We start from the raw sequence: 18,717 nt of genomic DNA, 5'->3' as shown, positions 1-18,717 counted from the left end.
CTAATTAACCGTTTTTTAAAGAAAAAAGATTAATTAGGCCACTAAAGGTTTATTCTGTTTGTTCAAGCTCTTGGGCCAGCTGTTTAGTTTCATCCCCTCTTGGCTTAGTGAAACGTGCAAGTCCTAAATAGATGACTGGTGTTAAGTATAAAGTAAATAAAACAGCAAGTGAAAGACCACCAAATACAACCCAACCTATTGCATTACGTGCTTCAGCACCCGCCCCGCTTGATAAAATTAATGGCAGTGCACCAAGTAACGTAGAAACGAGTGTCATGGTGATTGGACGTAATCTTACCAGCGCAGCCTCTTCAACAGCCTCGCGAACTGATAAGCCTTGGTCTCGAAGTTGATCTGCAAATTCGACTAATAAAATGGCATTTTTCGCAATTAGACCAATGAGCATCACTAGACCAATTTGCGAATAAATATTAAGAGACGTATTTGTTAAATAAAGCGCTAAAATAGCAGAGGTAATACCAAATGGAACTGTTAGCATTACCACTATCGCACTGTTTACACTTTCAAATTGAGCTGCTAATACCAGTAATACAATTAGAAAAGCCAACACGTAAGTTAAAAGTACTTCGTTTGCTGTTTCTTCAAAGGTCAGCGCTTCACCTTTAAACGCAAGGGTAATACCTTGAGGCAACGATTGCTGAGACAAATTGCGAATTTGATCGACTATATCGGCAATCGTCATACCATCCGGTAGTTCCATATCTAATTCAATAGCACGACGCTGTGCATGACGCTCAAGCTCAGCGGCTACTCCTTCTTCACTAATATTAGCTAAGCTACTAATAGGCACTAACCTCCCTTGCGAACTTGCCACATAGAGGTTTGCTAAATCACTTGGATCTTGAATAACTTGGTTTTGTACTTGCAGCATGATGGGTATTGATTGGTCGCCAATATTGAGATCCGCAACATCATCCCCATTGATGGCAGCGCGAAGTGTAATTGAGATATCACTGAGCGATACACCCAACTCTTCGGCTCTTCGCCTATCAATATTTACACGTAATTGTGGTTGTGACGGCTGATAAGAGACTCTTACAGGCGCAGTACCCGGGATTGCGTTTTCAATTTGCTTTGCAAAATCTTGTGCAGCGACAAAAATTTGTTGGTAGTCTTGGCCTAATAAAGCGATTTCTATACCGCCACCTTGACCTCTAAGATTTAAACTATTAGAACCGGATGCACGACCAGCTGCGCCTGGGATTTCACCTAATGGTCCGCGAATTTTATTAATGATTTCTTGCTGGCTAAATTGACGGTCGTCCCAATGCTTTAGCGGTACGGTAATAAAAACAATATTAGGATCCCATTGCCCAACAACTGTGTAAATAGATTCTATTTCACCACTTTCTACATAAGGTAACAAAATATCTTCCATTTGCATTGCTTGTCTGTCCATAAAGTTCAACCCAACACCGTCTGGGCCTCTGGCAAATATACGAATTTTACCCCTGTCCTCTGTAGGTAATAGTTCGTTATCGAGGTTTAAATACAATGCGCCAGAACCAAAGGCTATTAATATACAAGCTATGAGCACAAGCCAAGCGCGGTTCAGAACGCTTTTAATCGTTATGCTATAAAGGCTTACTAACTTATTACCTACTTTGGCAAATGGGTGGGTGCTATGTTTTTTAAGTTTTAATTTTGAAGTCAATGCAGGGACAAGTGATAACGCAACAAAACTTGAAATAATGACTGCACCTGCAAGCACCCCGCCAAACTCTCTAAATAATCGTCCTGCCGTAGAAGGTAAAAATGCAATAGGGATAAAAACCGCAGCCAATACGGCAGTCGTTGCAACTACCGCAAAAAATACTTCTCGAGTTCCTATTACAGCTGATGCTCGCCGACCAAGCCCTAGCCCTCTTTGACGTTGTATGTTTTCACTTACAACAATTGCATCATCAACTATTAAACCTGTGGCTAAAACCAGCGCTAATAAAGTGAGTATATTAATAGAAAAACCAAGGGCCCAAATAAGTGCAAGAGATCCTATAAGCGCAACAGGTATGGCAAACGCAGGCACAAGTGTTGCGCGCCACGAACCTATAAACACCCATAACGTTATTACCACTAACAAAACTGTAAGCACTAAGGAGTTAATGACTTCATCAACAGAGCTTCTTATAAATTGAGCATCGTCTGAGGTGAGCGTAAATTCGAGTTCAGGGAATCGTTCACGCATGTTTTCAAGTAACTGTAAAACTTCATCCGATATTTCAATTGTATTAGATTGCGCTTGACGAATAACCTCCATACCAATAACGGGTTTGCCATCTAAACGAACCATAGAGCGCGGATCTGCAGGGCCAAAATAGACTGATGCAATATCACCTACTCGCGTATCACCGCTAACAATAATATCAGCTACTTCATTGGGGGTAATAGAAGTCGCATCGGCTCTGACTATGACTTGTTGGTCACTTGATTTAAGGCTTCCTGCTGGTACATCAAATGGCGCTTCTCGTAAAACATCTGCCACATCAGGAATAGTAAGATTAAAACTACTTAACTTTAATGGATCTAAGCGGACTCGCAAAACACGTTTTCGGTCCCCGTTTAACCTGACATCGCCAACACCCGGTATGGTTAAAAACTGGGGAGCTAAATCGGTTTCAACGCGTTCAGTAAGGGCTTCAAGTGCTAGACTATTACTTGATACAGTGAGCGAAACAACAGCTTCTGCATCATTATCGGCCTTGATAATTGCAACACGTTCAACTTCCTCTGGTAATTCTCGTTGTACACGCGCAACAGACTCACGGGTTTCGTTAGCTGCATTGTCTAAATCTACGCCAGGGCGAAACTCAACAACAATACGCGCATTGCCTTCTTCACTTTGTGCGCGAATTGATTTAACACCACTTACACGGGCTATTGCCCCTTCTAGTTTACTGGTTACTTCTGTATCGACCGTTTCTGGAGAACCACCAGGAAATGAAGCCGAAACAGTTATACGTGGCCTATCAACATCTGGTAATTCTCTGACTTCAATTCCTGCAATTGCAGCTAAACCAGCAATTATTATTAGTAGATTCAAAACAACAATGAGCACTGGGCGGCGAATTGCCATTGAGGGTAGGTCTTGCATCATAGGGGAATTTTTCATTGTTATTCCTCTAAATTACTGGGATTAGCAAACGTTAATGTTTGGTTTTCGCGCAAGCGTTGGACGCCTTCAACAACCAATATATCGTTTTCATTTAAATTGCCTGAAACTAACAATCGCCCAGCTAAGCGTTGCTCTATTTTTACATCTATGCGCTTTGCTTTTTTATCTATACTTTTCCAAACATAAGGCCCTGTTGCTCCCCACATAAGTGCAGCCTCAGGCACAACAGCATATGATTCCCCTTGCATGGTAATATTAATTCGAAAACTCATACCAGGCATAAACTGATCATTTTCATTTTCCAGTTTGGCTTTGACACGTAAGGTACGGGTTTGTGGATTTATTCGAGAATCAAGATATGAAACTTGAGCATTAATAGCTTTGCGCTTTGCCATGGTGTTACTTCCACAATACCTTTATTTTTTAGTATTGAGACAGCTGACTCGGGGGCGTTAAAATTAATGTACAAACTGCGAGTATCATCAATTGTTGCAATGGCAGTTTGCTCTGTAATGCGATCCCCTTTTTCTACATCAGTAAGTCCCATCACACCATCAAATGGCGCAAGCACAGTTCTGTCTTCCAGATCTGTTTTAGCATTAATAAGAGCAACCTCGGCGAGTGCATGCAAAGTTTTAGCATCATCTAAGTCACTTTTAGGAATTGCTCCCTTTTTGTGACTTTCGCTGAGTCTGTTAAGTGTTCGTTGGGTATCTGCTAAGGTTATTTCTGCTTGTTGAAGAGCTGCTTTTTGTCTGCGAGAGTCAAGCTCGACTAAAATATCTCCTTCCTTTACGAAGTTACCCGGTTTAAAGTGTACGGCTGTTACTCTATCGCCAACAGCAGGAAATAATGTAACGGAGTGAATTGCTTCTGCATTACCTACAGCTTTAACCTCTTCTTTTGTACGTTCCGTTGTAACTTTTTGTACCATTACATTTGCACTAGATACTGCTGTGCTAAAAATGAATAATAACAAATAGATATTTAATTGAAGTATGCGCAATTTCAAAGAACCACCTTATAAACCATTTTGTTGACCACTATACGCAGTGTAACAAAAGTGTGATCAAAATTAGCCTGTGTTAACGCTGAACACTCAACTATGTAAGATGAATAACAAATTTTAGCCAAAAAAAAGAGCCGTGAAGCTCTTTTTTATTAAATACATTTTAAAGATAACTTACTTACCACGTTGAGCATCTTTTTGAGCTTTTTTAGCCTCTTTGCGTTGTTGAAGAACGGTCTGTGCTTCGTTACCTATATGCCCTTCACCACGAGCCTGTGCGAGCTCAATTTGTTTTTGGCGCTCTGTAAATCGGGCACGCTGCTCATCAGTTACCTTATCAATACAATGATGACATGAAACACCCTCTAAATATTCAGGCTTTTGTTTTTCTTGTTCAGTTATAGGCATACGACACGCATGACATTGATCGTAAGAACCTTTTTGTAGGTCATGATCCACAGCAACGCGATTATCAAATACAAAACACTCGCCTTCCCACATGGTTTCTTCTTTTGGCACTTCTTCTAAGTATTTAAGAATACCACCTTCTAAGTGATAAACTTCATCAAAGCCCTGCTCTTTCATGTAAGCTGTTGATTTTTCGCATCGAATACCACCAGTACAAAACATAGCAACTTTTTTATGTTTTTCAGGATCAAGGTTTTCTTTTGCCCATTGAGGGAACTCACGAAACGTTGTTGTATTTGGATCAACGGCATTTTGAAATGTGCCAATTTCAATTTCGTAATCGTTACGCGTATCAATAAGTACAACCTCGGGGTCAGAAATTAATGCATTCCAGTCTTGAGGTTTAACATAGCTTCCCACTACTTTAAGAGGATCAATTCCCTCTACGCCCATTGTTACGATTTCTTTTTTTAGTTTTACTTTTGTGCGGTAAAACGGACATTCGTCATCATAGGATTCTTTAGTAACAATGTTTTTTAAATTTGGCTGTTCATCTAACCATGCAAGGAGGTTATCAATGCCCGCTCGTTTTGCAGAAACAGTGCCATTAATTCCTTCTGCAGCTAAAAGTAATGTGCCTCGCACTTCGTTTTTTTCCATAACCTCCAGTAGAGGTTTACGTAATGCTTCAAATTCTGGTAGGCCTACAAATTTGTATAAAGCGCACACTACAAAGTGTTCGCTGGTAAGATCATCTTTATGAACAGCTGTCATTTTATTTCCTATTTTGCCTTATTAGCCAATATTGGCGTTTACCGAATCGTAAATCCGGCGCATATGGGGCGCGTATTTTACGCTTTTTTAGATTAATTGCAAAAAATAGCACCATACTTTGCTTTTTGCTGTCGGGATAAGCCATGTGTACGCTATAATGCAGCAATTAATTTAAGTTGCACATTGGAGAACATTACATTGCACTTTACTGATCTTGGGATTGATACTCGCCTTGAAACACAATTAGCACATCAAGGGATCACCCAGCCCACAGACATTCAAGCACATGCAGTGCCTACCGCACTTGCAGGGCATGACATTTTTGCTCAGTCAAAGACTGGGTCGGGCAAAACCTTGGCGTTTTTATTACCCGCAGTACAACGGGTTATGAAACAAAAAGCACTCAGTAAACGCGATCCACGTGTACTTATTGTTGCCCCTACACGCGAATTAGCTACGCAAGTATTTACACAGTTGCGTTTGTTAATAGCGGGCACGGCGATTAAAGCTGTAAAAGTATTAGGTGGTGAAAACTTTAATGACCAAATTAAAGCATTAAGGAACGACCCACAGTTTGTAGTGGCAACACCCGGTCGTTTGGCCGATCATGTTACCAAACGCTCGTTACAATTAAGTGGTTTAGAACTGCTAATTTTTGATGAAGCAGACCGTATTTTAGATCTGGGCTTTACTGAACAACTAAAGTTAATTAACGACGAAGCCAATCACCGTCTTCGCCAAACATTATTGTTTTCAGCAACCCTAGACCACGCTCAAGTAGATGCTCTTTCGCGTAATTTATTAAAAAAACCAAAACAGATCACGCTTAGTGCTGCAAATGAACAGCACAGCGATATAACGCAAACACTCTACTTAGCCGACCATCTAGATCACAAAGAAGCGTTATTAGCACACTTTTTAAAGCAAGACGAAGTTGGCCAATGCATAATATTTACTGCCACCCGAGCAGATACAAGTCGTTTGAGCGAAGAACTAAACAACAAAGGATTTAAATCAGTCGCACTAGCGGGAGATTTAACACAAAGCAAACGCTTAGACATTATGGACTCGTTTAGCAGAGGAAACTTTAAAATATTAATTACCACTGATGTCGCATCCCGTGGTTTAGACTTGTTAAGCGTAACGCATGTAATTAACTTTGATTTGCCAAAACATGCTGAAGAATATGTACACCGAATAGGTAGAACTGGACGTGCTGGTTTTAAAGGTACCGCTATTTCGTTAGTAGGCCCTAAAGATTGGGCTAGTTATTTAGCAATTAAATCTTTTTTAAACGATGAGCTTAAATTTGCAACTATTGACGGGCTTAAAGCTAAATTTAAAGGGATAAAAGAGAAAAAACCTGCTGCAACTGTTAAAGCTAAAAAAGTAATGCAGGTTAAAAAGCCACAAATTAAACGTAAAGCAAAACCTAAAAAACCAGCGGCACCCATTAAAGCCCCTATGAATATCGATGGCGATTCACCAATGCGCCGTAAAAAAAAGCCTGAGCAGGAATAATTATGAGTTACCTTGGAACAACACAAACCCTATTTGTAAAAGAAGTAAGTAATGAAGGCGCTTACTTGGACGGTCATGATTTAGGTGAAGTTTTTTTACCAAAAAACGAAATCAGAGATGAACTTGAAGCTGGTGACAGCATTAGCGTATTTATATATTTAGATAATGCTAATTTACCAACGGCGACGGTTAAAAAGCCACATGCTCAAGTAGGTGAATACGCCCTTTTACGTGTTAAGGAAATAAATAGTATTGGTGCATTTTTAGACTGGGGATTAGAAAAAGATGTATTAGCCCCATTTAATGAACAAAAGCCACGTATGCAAGAGGGGCATTCTTATCTTGTTCGTTTGTATCTTGATAATGCGAGTCAACGCATTTGTGCTTCAACTAACTTTAATCGCTTTTTATCAAAGGATGAGCCTGAATACACACGCCTACAAGAGGTTGATTTGATTGTTGCTGGTAAAACAGATATCGGCTACAAGGTGCTTATAGAAGAGTCTCACTTTGGTGTTGTATTTTACAATATGGTATTCAAAAACTTATTTGTAGGGCAAAAGCTTAAAGGCTTTGTTCAAAAAGTACGAGAAGACGGAAAAATTGATGTTGTACTCGAAAAACCAGGCATGGGTAAAGTAAGCGAGCTTGGCGATAAAATAATGGAAAAGCTTAAAAACGAAGGCGGCATACTCGCCATTGGCGATAAATCTGATCCTGAACTTATTAAAAAAGTATTTTCAACAAGTAAAGCTAACTATAAAAAAGCAATTGGTGGATTATTTAAACAAGAGCTGATTGAGATAGAACCGAAATCTATCCGCTTAAAATCTAAATAATTTTATAGCGCTCATGATATCTTTATATTGTGAGTGCTTACCCTAAAATATACTTATAAGGCAATGTACACTGTGTATACTCTCTTGAGTAATTAAGTACTTCCCTTTCAGATTCTAAGTTTTGCGGCGCTAATCTAAAAACCTTTATTTCACACTCCAATTTCTTTTCATCATGATGAGTTAAACAATCACTGACAGTGATATCTTGAGCATTTAAAGCGTCAGAATTTCTGTAGCAAAGATGGTGAGCATAATCCTTCATTGTTTTTTTAAAATCAAACATGTCTACAGGATAAGCTGATATAACGTCTGTTACTGTTGTAACGCCATCATAAGCCTTACTAGAAAATACATGTTTGTTAACTGAAAAGCCTGCAATGATAATCAACACTGAACCAAATAATAGCTTCAAAATAAACCCCTTACATCATTTTGATATTATAAATGTAACACAAATTACACATAACGTAAGGGGTTTAGTACTTATTTGCTGTTTTTTGTAAATTATTTTATGGATTCATTAACATCTTGCAGTACTTTTACTGGATTTGCTGCTTTAGTAATCGGTCTGCCTACAACTAGATAATCACTGCCAGCTTCAATTGCTTGTTTTGGAGTCATTATTCTTTTTTGATCGCCTGCTTCACTGCCTTCAGGGCGAATACCTGGGGTAACTAATTTAAAATGCTCACCAAGTTCAGCCTTTAAAACATTCGCTTCTTGAGCAGAACAAACAACACCATCAAGGCCTGCTTCCTTAGCTAGTTTTGCAAGGTATATTACCTGCTCCTGTGGTGATTTGTTTATACCTAAGCGTTTTAATTCTGGTTCATCCATACTTGTTAACACAGTTACAGCAATAAGAATTGGTGCTCTATCTCCAAATTCTTCTAAAGCAAGTTTTGCTTTGTGCATCATTTCATAACCGCCTGACGCATGAACATTTACCATCCAAACGCCCATTTTTGCAGCAGCTGTAACTGCCTTTGCAACTGTATTAGGAATATCATGAAACTTTAAATCTAAAAATACATCAAAACCAAGTTCAATTAACTCTTTTACAAATTCAGGGCCAAAGTAAGTAAACATTTCTTTACCTACTTTTAATCGACAAGTATCGGGCGAAAGCTGTTTTACAAATGCTAATGCTGTTTCTTGATCGTCGTAGTCTAAAGCGATAAGCACTTTTTTTGAATTTTCGAAAGACATAGTTATCCTAATCTATAGCAGTAAAGAGTTTTTATATATTCAACTTAGTTATCAAGGCAAACTTACACAAAGTGAGTAAGGAGGTTTAATTAGTATATAGATGCTAGTTAAACTTCTAGTCGAATTTGTAAGGGCATTACAATAATTAAGTATTTAGGGGTTATTAAAATCCGTCTAAACCTCGACTTGGGACAATGGTTTCCCAATGTTTACAAGAAGGGCAATTCCAATAAATTGTATAACTTGTGAAGCCACAATGCTGGCATTGAAAATCTGGCTTAGTAGCAATATATGACGTTACAAGACTATCAATTTCATTAAGTACTTCTTTTGTATTTTTATTTTGGTCACCCATTAGCTGCAGTAAAAAACTAAACCCCCTGATCGTAGGTTGTCTTTTTAAACTGTCAGTTAAAAAATCGAAAGCTTGTTTTGTATGACCTTGCTCTAAAAGAGCTTGGCAATGTTTTATTTTTATAAGAACACCACCCTTCTCTAGTAAATCGTTTACTAACTCATGAAATTGATACGTTAAATTTAGTTGCTTATAGCTATGCGCCAGATCATCAATGAATAAGGGGGCAAACAAAGTAAACTGGCAAATAAGTTCACGCCAATAGTAGATCGCTTTAACATAATCTTCTTTAGAAAAAGCGATAACACCTAGCTCATACAAAGGCCGAACGGCTTTGTAGTTTAGGCTAATTGCTTTTCGCATAATTTGAGGAGTACTGTCACTAAGGGCAGACTCACAATAAAAATTCGCGATAGCCTTAAATTGTTGCTCTTTAGAGAATAATTCGCTGTGAGATTCAAACATATTAATGCCTTTATCCCACTCACGAGTTTGCGAATATAAGGTAATAATAGGATCGAGAGCTTCTACATGGCCGGCCTTGACCAACCAAACCAAATGCTCTTCTGCACCATCTAGCAATCCAGCCATTATATAATCTTCGGCTAATTCTAAGCGACTAGTAGCGGCCTGCTGCTCACTCAAACTTGGGTGTTTTAAAAGAAGTTCATGAATTTTGATTGCACGGTCTAATTCGCCTCGGCGACGAAACATAGTGGCAAGTGTAGAGTAATGTTCAACTGAATCCGCTGCAACCTCTAGTAAATTTATTAAGTGTTCTAAACCTTGATCTTCTTCACGGTCTAATAAAAACTTAAGCCCTTTACTGTATTCAGAAGTTATTTGACGATTAAGTTGGTGAGCATGATTTTTAGCACTGTTTTTACCCATAATCCAACCGTAGCCGGCTGCAACAGGTAGTAGTAAAAACAAAAGCTCAATCATAATTAGGTGTCTTTATTAACGTCAAGCTTGTTTTTATTTTTCTCAGGCGCTAACTGTTTTTTCAAACGGTAATTTTGCCACTTTAATTGAGAGAATAGCTTAAAGCTTATAAAACAACCTATTAGAACACCTAACAAAAAGCAGATACTTATTATTACAGCTAAAGGCAGAGTATTACTGGCTATAATATAATTTACTTGTACTAACTGCGGGTTTTGTGACCCTAATACAAATGCGCTAATTAGGCACAGCGCTACCAGAATAAATTTCAATACCTTGAACAAGTAACTACTCCGTTATATTAACTAGGCAATGCTCGCATTGACGCGGTCGCGTAATTCTTTACCTGGTTTAAAATGAGGTACGTGCTTTCCATCTAACTCTACTGTATCGCCAGTTTTAGGGTTACGACCTGTGCGAGGAGCGCGGAAATGCAAAGAGAAACTACCAAATCCTCTGATCTCTATTCGATCTGAAGAAGATAATGAACCGGCCATTTGTTCTAGAATTTCTTTTACAGCATTTTCAACATCTTTCACTGGAACGTGTGCGTGTTGTTCCGCAAGTGTTTCTATCAATTCTGACTTAGTCATAGCGTTTCCTTAATAAAAAGATATAGGAAGGGCAAAAGTGCCCTCCCAACTAAAAACTAATTATTTATTAGTCTTTTTGTGCATTTGCGAAAGCAGCTGCCATTGCGTTTTCAAACACTGGCTCTTCTTTCTTAAGCTTCTCTAGTACTTCTTTCTCTTCTGCTTCGAAAAGAGCTTTAACAGATAAGCTTAAAGTGCGGTTCTTACGATCAACACCAACGTATTTAACTTCAACTTCGTCGCCTACAGAAACAACAGTAGTTGCATCTTCAACGCGCTCTTGAGCGATATCAGCTACACGGATGTAACCTTCAACGCCTTCGATAAGTTCAACAGTTGCGCCTTTCGCATCAACTTCAGTCACTTTACCTTTAACAATAGCACCTTTTTTGTTTGCATCAAGGTAGTTATTGAACGGGTCAGCTTCGATTTGCTTAACACCTAGAGAGATACGTTCACGCTCTGGGTCAACTTGCAATACGATAGCAGTGATTTCGTCGCCTTTCTTGAATTCACGTACAGCTTCTTCGCCAGGTGTATTCCAAGAAATATCTGAAAGGTGTACAAGACCGTCAATACCACCGTCAAGACCGATAAAGATACCGAAGTCAGTGATTGATTTGATCTTACCAGTAACTTGGTCGCCTTTGTTTTGTAGACGAGCAAATTCCTGCCAAGGATTAGCAATACATTGCTTAAGACCTAGAGAAATACGACGACGTTCTTCGTCGATTTCAAGAACCATAACTTCAACTGTGTCACCTAGTGAAACAACTTTTGAAGGGTGGATGTTCTTGTTAGTCCAATCCATTTCAGAAACGTGTACTAGACCTTCAACGCCTTCTTCGATTTCTACGAAGCAACCGTAATCAGTAAGGTTAGTTACACGACCAGAAAGTTTAGAACCTTCTGGGTAACGACCAGCGATAGCTGCCCATGGATCTTCACCAAGCTGTTTAAGGCCTAGAGATACACGAGTCTTATCTTTGTCGAATTTAAGAACTTTAACTGCGATTTCGTCACCAACATTAACGATTTCTGAAGGGTGCTTAACACGCTTCCACGCCATATCAGTAATGTGTAGTAGACCATCAACACCACCAAGGTCAACGAACGCACCGTAGTCAGTAAGGTTCTTAACGATACCTTTAACTTCTTGACCTTCAACAAGGTTAGCAAGAAGCTCTTCACGTTCTTGTGAGTTTTCTGATTCGATAACTGCACGACGTGAAACAACAACGTTGTTACGTTTTTGATCAAGCTTGATTACTTTAAATTCAAGCTCTTTGCCTTCAAGGTGAGTTGTGTCACGTACTGGACGAACATCAACAAGTGAACCAGGTAGGAAAGCACGGATTGAATCAACTTCAACAGTGAAACCGCCTTTAACTTTACCGTTGATAACACCAGTAACAGTCTCTTGCTCTTCACATGCTTTCTCAAGACGGATCCACGCTTCGTGACGCTTCGCTTTCTCACGAGAAAGGATAGTTTCACCGAAACCGTCTTCGATTGCATCTAGTGCAACATCTACTTCGTCGCCAACAGCAACTTCTAGTTCACCAGCAGCATTTTTGAACTGCTCTGCAGGGATAGCACTTTCTGATTTAAGACCAGCATCTACAAGTACAATGTTGTTCTCGATTGAGATTACTGTACCTTTAACAATAGAGCCTTGCTCTGCTTCAAAACCCTTTAAGCTTTCTTCAAATAACTGCGCAAAATTTTCTGACATACGAATATACGTCTCATATATTAATACCAATAAGCAACCATGCTGCATGGGGTTGTTAAAATAGCACTGGCATCCTGCTGGTGCATAAAATGTGTTTAACTTCGTTTAGGAAGTTTACCTTCAGAGATAGCTGCATCTAATAAAGTAATAACTTTATCAAACACTTGCTGTGCATTGAGCTCGCTAGTATCGAGTTCAATTGCATCTTCTGCAGGCACAAGCGGTGCGACGGCGCGATTCATATCACGGTCATCACGAGCTTGAATGTCTTCTAATAGACCACCTAGTGTAACATCAAGCCCACGCTCATTCAACTCAACAAAGCGTCTACGAGCACGCTCTTGTGCGCTCGCTGTCAAATAGATTTTTAATGGCGCATCTGGGAATACAACAGTACCCATATCACGGCCGTCTGCTATTAAACCATTTTCGGTTCTAAAAGCGCGTTGACGCCTTAATAGCGCTTCACGAACACGAGGAAGAGCTGCTACTTTTGATGCAGCTGCACCCACTTCTTCATTACGAATAGTCGTGGTTACATCCTCTCCCTCTAGAATAACTTTTCCAGCATTAGTTTGGCTATCTACCAAAAACTGCACGTCTAAATTTGCAGCCAGTGGTACAAGTGCCTCTTCGTTATCTAATGCGATTTGGTGATGAAGTGCTGCAAGGGATAAAACGCGGTAAATTGCACCACTATCCAATACATCCCAACCCAACTTATCGGCTAACAAACGACAAACAGTTCCCTTACCAGAACCACTTGGGCCATCAACGGTGATCACGGGCATTAATAACGCCTGCATTTAAACCTCCTGCAATGCACACCTAAATAAACCGCGACATTATACGTCAGTTATTAAAATATATCTGCTATTAGTGTGTAACTTTTTATAAATAGTTATAAAAAGCCTATTCACTCACTGATGCTAATACATTGAAAAACGTAGGAAATGTTTTATAGGTACACTTAGGGTCATTGATTGTTATAGGCTTTCCGCCCACTGCAACCATGGCAAAACACATAGCAATCCGGTGATCATCGTAAGTATCAATAGCGACATCGTTAAATGTTAATGGCGGAGTTATTTCAATAAAATCCTCCCCCTCAACAACTTTTGCACCTACTTTACGAAGTTCTGTACTCATAGCGTAAAGACGGTCTGTTTCTTTTACACGCCAATTATAAATATTACGAATAGCTGTGGGACCTTTAGCAAATAAAGCAACGGTAGCCAACGTCATTGCAGCATCTGGAATGGCATTGGCGTCTATGTCGACCCCTTTTAACTCGCCTTTCCTCACAACTAAACGTTCATCGTACCAATCGATTTGTGCACCGACTTGTTCCATCACCTTCGCAAAGCCAATATCACCCTGAACCGATTTAGCACCCACACCTTTAATTTCAATCTCGCCACCAGCAATGGCTGCGGCTGCAACAAAATAAGAAGCCGATGATGCGTCACCTTCAACCATTATGCGTTCAGGTGATTGATACTGTTGGCCACCTTTTACTTTAAATAGTGAATAGTCTGAATGTTCAACGGTAATACCAAAACGCGCCATAACCCCTAAAGTAATATCAATATAAGGCTTAGACACCAATGTGCCTTTAATTGTAATTTGCGTATCACCACTGAATAATGGAGCTGCCATTAATAAAGCGGTTAAAAATTGACTTGAGATACTGCCATCAATTTCAACTTCGCCACCATTAATTTGCCCACCAACAATTTTAAGCGGTGGGTAGTCTTTGTGCTTTGTATAGGTAATATCACCACCAAGGGCTTGAAGCGCATCAACTAAGTGCCCTATTGGGCGCTCTTCCATGCGTGGCTCACCGACTAACTCATATTCACCTTTAACAGCAGCTAAAACAGCTGTTAACGGACGATATGCTGTACCCGCATTACCTAAAAATAAAGGTTCATTAGGTTTTTTGAACTCACCACCAACACCATGAACAGTTGCAACTGTTCGGTCTTCATTAAGTGTTACTGTTACACCTAAAAGCTCTAATGCTCCCAACATGTGACGAATATCATCACTATCGAGTAAGTTCTCTACAACGGTTGTTCCGCTAGCCAGAGCAGCCAGCAGTAAAATACGATTAGATAAACTTTTTGATCCAGGCAATGTCACAGAGCCGTTAACACGCGATATCGGTTCTAAACGAAGTTGCTCCATTAGCTATTCTCCTTCGCAAAAGCTGCCATGAAATCAACAAGCGCTTGCACGCCTTCAAGTGGCATTGCGTTATAAATACTTGCGCGCATACCGCCTACTATTCTGTGCCCTTCAAGCGCTAATAAACCAGCTTCTTTAGATTGTGATACAAACTTTTCATTTAAGCTTTCGTCATTAAGCCAAAATGGGACGTTCATACGTGAGCGGCAATGCTTGGCTACTTTATTTGAATAAAAAGGAGACTCATCAATAAAATTATAAAGAAGTTCAGCCTTAGCGATATTCTGAGCTTCCATTGCTTTTACACCACCTTGTGCTTCTAACCATTCAAACACTTCTGCAGCTAAGTACCATGCAAATGTGGGTGGTGTATTAAACATACTGCCCTGCTTCGCTTCGAGTGCATAATCTAAAATACCAGGCTTAGCTAAACCTTCACGATCAAGTAATGTTTTGCGCACAATAACGATAGCGATACCTGATGGACCGATATTTTTTTGCGCACCAGCGTAAATTAAATCAAATTTATCTACATCAATTTCGCGCGATAAAATCGTTGACGACATATCAGCAACAATTGGTGCCGTTGGATGACTTGGCACCTCAAAAATTTCTAAGCCATCTACGGTTTCGTTCGGACAATAATGAATATATGAGGCATCTGCAGGTAAAACCCAATCAGCTACATTTTTAATTGAGAATTTTCCATCTGCATCGTTACGTACATCAACACTGGTTGTTGAAGTAAACTTGTTAGCTTCGTCTGTCGCGCTTTTAGACCACACACCATTTTCGCAGTAGATAGCTTTTTTATCTGCTTGATGAAGATTGAGGGGCACTGCACTAAACTGACCGCGACCACCACCATGCATAAATAAAACTTCAAATTCATCACTAATATTCATTAAGCGTCTTAAGCTTGCTTCACATTTTGCAGTTAATGCCAAAAATTCTTTACTACGGTGGCTAATTTCCATTACAGAAACGCCCATGTCTTGCCAATCTAAGAATTCTTTTTGTGCTTTTTGCATTACCGCTTGCGGAAGCATAGCCGGCCCTGCACAAAAATTATATTTACTCATTACCTTTGCCTCATTCCAGTAATTTAGACACTCAACATGAAAATATTAAATCCACGCTGTATTAATTTTTTTCAACAACATTAAAAAAAGCGGCCAAGGCCGCTTTTTCAATCTCAATTATTCTGAAGGAGGATTATCATCCACGACTTCATCTATAACTGTATCAACTGTTTCAACGTCTTCAGTATTGATTAAGTCACTTTCTGTAACTTCAATTTCTTCTATACGTTGTAAACCAACTACTTGCTCTTCGTCAATAGTTCTGATCAAAATAACACCTTGTGTGTTACGACCAACTGTTGAAACTTCGTTCACACGAGTACGCACTAACGTTCCGCGATTTGAAATAAGCATTATTTCGTCGTTGTCATCAACTTGAACAGCACCTACTACAGCACCATTACGCTCACTCACCTTAATTGATACAACACCTTGTGTTGCACGACTCTTAGATGGGTAATCTTCAAGTTGAGTTCGTTTACCATAACCATTTTCAGTTACAGTCAATATTGCGCCATCAGTTTTTGGCACGATGAGCGATACAACACGTTGCTCGTCGGTCATTTTAATACCGCGTACACCCGTTGCCGTTCTGCCCATTGGACGAACACCCTTGAAACGAATTTCTGGGTTACCTTCTTCGTCTAATACTGGGTTTCCATTTTCGTCAACAACAGCAGATTCTTCAGCTTCTTTAAAGCGAACAACCTTACCCGCATCGGTAAACAACATTATTTCGTTGGTACCGTCAGTAATATCAACACCAATTAAGCTATCACCCTCATTTAGGTTAACGGCAATAATACCGCTAGCACGTTGACGGCTGTAGGCTGTTAAAGGTGTTTTCTTCACTGTACCAAATGCTGTTGCCATAAAGATGTATTTATCTTCTTCGTACTCACGTACTGGCAGTATAGCGGTAATACGTTCGTCAGCTTCTAAAGGTAATAAGTTTACAATTGGCTTACCGCGTGCTGCACGGCTTGCTAGTGGTAATTGATATACTTTCAGCCAATATAAACGCCCTGCTGTAGAGAAACATAAAATAGTATCATGCGTGTTTGCAACTAAAAGACGTTCAATAAAATCTTCGTCTTTCATTTTTGTTGCAGATTTACCTTTACCACCACGACGCTGCGCTTCGTAATCAGATAACGCCTGATACTTAACATAACCTTCGTGAGAAAGCGTAACAACTACGTTTTCTTCAGTTATTAGGTCTTCAAGGCTGATATCATGCGCGGCTGCGTTGATTTCAGTGCGGCGCTCATCGCCATATTGCGCCTTAATTTCAACTAACTCGTCACGAATTACTTCCATTAAGCGCTCTGGGCTTGCCAGTATGTGTAACAGTTCAGCAATTAAATCAAGCAGTGTTTGGTATTCACTTAAGATTTTTTCGTGCTCAAGACCTGTTAGCTTGTGTAATCGTAAGTCAAGAATCGCTTGAGCTTGTTGCTCAGAAATAAAGTATTGGCCGTCGCGTATACCTAAATCATCAGCTAACCAATCTGGGCGAGCAACGTTAGCCTCACCTGCTTTTTCAAGCATTGCTTTAACATTACCTAATTCCCACGAACGTGCAGTTAACGCTATTTTTGCTTCTGCTGGTGTTGGAGACTTACGAATAAGTTCAATAATTGGGTCAATGTTGGCAAGTGCAATTGCTAGACCTTCTAGCATGTGTGCACGGTCGCGCGCTTTACGTAAATCAAATACTGTACGACGAGTTACTACTTCACGACGGTGAATAATAAACTCTTCAAGCATTTCTTTTAAATTAAAACACTTAGGCTGGTTATTGATGAGTGCAACCATGTTCATACCAAACACTGTTTGTAACTGTGTTTGTGCATATAGGTTGTTTAGAATCACTTCACCTACGTCACCACGCTTTATCTCAATAACGATACGCATACCGTCTTTATCTGATTCATCACGTAGTGCACTAATGCCTTCAATTTTTTTATCTTTAACAAGCTCCGCTATTTTTTCAATTAAGCGTGCTTTGTTAACTTGATAAGGGATTTCATGAACAATAATTGTTTCACGACCCGTTTTTTCGTCTGTTTCGATGTCAGCACGTGCACGCATGTACACTTTGCCACGACCCGTTTGATACGCTTGTTCAATCCCTTTTTTACCGTTAATGATTGCGGCTGTAGGGAAATCTGGGCCAGGAATGTAATCCATTAACTCAGTTATGGTTAAATCTGGATTAACAATTAATGCTAAACAACCATTGATAACTTCAGTTAAGTTATGTGGTGGGATGTTTGTCGCCATACCTACGGCAATACCAGAAGAACCATTTACAAGTAAATTAGGTACCTTCGTTGGTAAAACGTCAGGAATTTGCTCTGTGCCATCGTAGTTAGGAACGAAATCAACCGTTTCTTTCTCAAGATCCGCTAATAACTCATGAGACATTTTAGCCATACGTACTTCGGTGTAACGCATTGCAGCAGCTGAATCACCATCAACAGAACCAAAGTTACCCTGGCCGTCTACAAGCATATAACGAAGTGAGAATGGCTGTGCCATACGAACTATCGTGTCATAAACTGCGCTATCGCCGTGTGGGTGGTATTTACCGATTACATCACCGACAACACGTGCCGACTTTTTGTAAGGCTTGTTCCAATCATTACTAAGCTCGTTCATTGCAAACAAAACGCGGCGGTGAACTGGCTTTAAGCCATCACGTACGTCTGGTAATGCACGTCCTACAATTACACTCATTGCGTAATCTAAGTAGGAGTTTTTTAACTCGTCTTCAATATTGACTGGCAGAATTTCATTGGCGAGATCAGTCATTTGATATCACATTCCTTCAGTAGCAGCTCTTAATAACCCAGTATTAGGTTTTAAAGAGTATTGTTATTATTACTAACAGACATGCTATCACAATTAATTTTAATTTA

General features: G+C 39.7%; 14 protein-coding genes and 1 pseudogene. 2 read left to right on the top strand and 13 right to left on the bottom strand.

Annotated features, from left to right (window positions below; translation table 11 throughout):
* Nucleotides 1-49: 49 nt before the first annotated feature.
* The 3 genes and pseudogenes from MTP24_RS07780 to MTP24_RS07770 form a co-directional block, all read right to left on the bottom strand.
* The gene (locus MTP24_RS07780; protein WP_243533566.1) at nt 50-3,130 is read right to left on the bottom strand and encodes an efflux RND transporter permease subunit; all 3,081 of its coding nucleotides are present in this window, start codon (nt 3,128-3,130) and stop codon (nt 50-52) included.
* Between the two features lie 2 nt (nt 3,131-3,132).
* Nucleotides 3,133-4,145, bottom strand: a pseudogene (locus MTP24_RS07775) (efflux RND transporter periplasmic adaptor subunit).
* A 171-nt stretch (nt 4,146-4,316) separates the two neighbouring features.
* Entirely contained in the window at nt 4,317-5,324 is a 1,008-nt protein-coding gene (locus tag MTP24_RS07770; protein ID WP_243533564.1) for a rhodanese-related sulfurtransferase, read from the bottom strand.
* A gap of 198 nt (nt 5,325-5,522) precedes the next feature.
* Between MTP24_RS07770 and MTP24_RS07765 the strand changes: the two genes are divergently transcribed.
* A complete protein-coding gene (locus MTP24_RS07765; RefSeq protein ID WP_243533562.1) occupies nt 5,523-6,845 on the top strand; it encodes a DEAD/DEAH box helicase in 1,323 nt (440 codons plus the stop codon).
* A gap of 2 nt (nt 6,846-6,847) precedes the next feature.
* Nucleotides 6,848-7,684 (top strand): S1-like domain-containing RNA-binding protein, encoded by an 837-nt coding sequence (locus tag MTP24_RS07760; RefSeq protein WP_243533560.1) that lies wholly within the window; start codon nt 6,848-6,850, stop codon nt 7,682-7,684.
* Between the two features lie 37 nt (nt 7,685-7,721).
* On the opposite strand, the gene MTP24_RS07755 is transcribed toward MTP24_RS07760, so the two are convergent.
* From MTP24_RS07755 to gyrA, 10 genes are all read right to left on the bottom strand, one after another.
* Entirely contained in the window at nt 7,722-8,096 is a 375-nt protein-coding gene (locus MTP24_RS07755) for a hypothetical protein (protein ID WP_006794169.1), read from the bottom strand.
* Nucleotides 8,097-8,188: 92 nt separating this feature from the next.
* Nucleotides 8,189-8,893, bottom strand: a complete 705-nt coding sequence (pyrF, locus tag MTP24_RS07750; RefSeq protein WP_006794168.1) for an orotidine-5'-phosphate decarboxylase — start codon at nt 8,891-8,893, stop codon at nt 8,189-8,191.
* A 163-nt stretch (nt 8,894-9,056) separates the two neighbouring features.
* Nucleotides 9,057-10,193, bottom strand: a complete 1,137-nt coding sequence (gene lapB, locus MTP24_RS07745) for a lipopolysaccharide assembly protein LapB (protein ID WP_039036921.1) — start codon at nt 10,191-10,193, stop codon at nt 9,057-9,059.
* Between the two features lie 2 nt (nt 10,194-10,195).
* Nucleotides 10,196-10,477 (bottom strand): LapA family protein, encoded by a 282-nt coding sequence (locus tag MTP24_RS07740; protein ID WP_008132961.1) that lies wholly within the window; start codon nt 10,475-10,477, stop codon nt 10,196-10,198.
* 21 nt (nt 10,478-10,498) lie between these two features.
* Complete coding sequence (ihfB, locus tag MTP24_RS07735) at nt 10,499-10,786, bottom strand: integration host factor subunit beta (RefSeq protein ID WP_006794165.1); 288 nt, start codon at nt 10,784-10,786, stop codon at nt 10,499-10,501.
* A gap of 67 nt (nt 10,787-10,853) precedes the next feature.
* On the bottom strand, nt 10,854-12,521 hold the full coding sequence (gene rpsA, locus MTP24_RS07730) for a 30S ribosomal protein S1 (RefSeq protein WP_006794164.1): 1,668 nt from the start codon (nt 12,519-12,521) through the stop codon (nt 10,854-10,856).
* Nucleotides 12,522-12,616: 95 nt separating this feature from the next.
* A complete protein-coding gene (gene cmk, locus MTP24_RS07725) occupies nt 12,617-13,327 on the bottom strand; it encodes a (d)CMP kinase (protein WP_008132958.1) in 711 nt (236 codons plus the stop codon).
* Between the two features lie 106 nt (nt 13,328-13,433).
* A complete protein-coding gene (gene aroA, locus MTP24_RS07720) occupies nt 13,434-14,711 on the bottom strand; it encodes a 3-phosphoshikimate 1-carboxyvinyltransferase (RefSeq protein WP_243533558.1) in 1,278 nt (425 codons plus the stop codon).
* A complete protein-coding gene (gene serC, locus MTP24_RS07715) occupies nt 14,711-15,793 on the bottom strand; it encodes a 3-phosphoserine/phosphohydroxythreonine transaminase (protein WP_008132955.1) in 1,083 nt (360 codons plus the stop codon). Before serC ends, aroA begins: the two co-directional genes overlap by 1 nt.
* Before the next feature lie 117 nt (nt 15,794-15,910).
* Nucleotides 15,911-18,610, bottom strand: coding sequence for a DNA topoisomerase (ATP-hydrolyzing) subunit A (gyrA, locus tag MTP24_RS07710; protein WP_008132953.1), 2,700 nt, complete (start codon nt 18,608-18,610; stop codon nt 15,911-15,913).
* Nucleotides 18,611-18,717 lie beyond the last annotated feature (107 nt).

It is taken from the genome of Pseudoalteromonas sp. APM04 (assembly GCF_022809815.1).
GTDB lineage: Bacteria > Pseudomonadota > Gammaproteobacteria > Enterobacterales > Alteromonadaceae > Pseudoalteromonas > Pseudoalteromonas marina.
The sequence above is the reverse complement of the archived record's forward strand: the minus strand, read 5'-3'. Positions and strand labels throughout refer to the sequence as shown.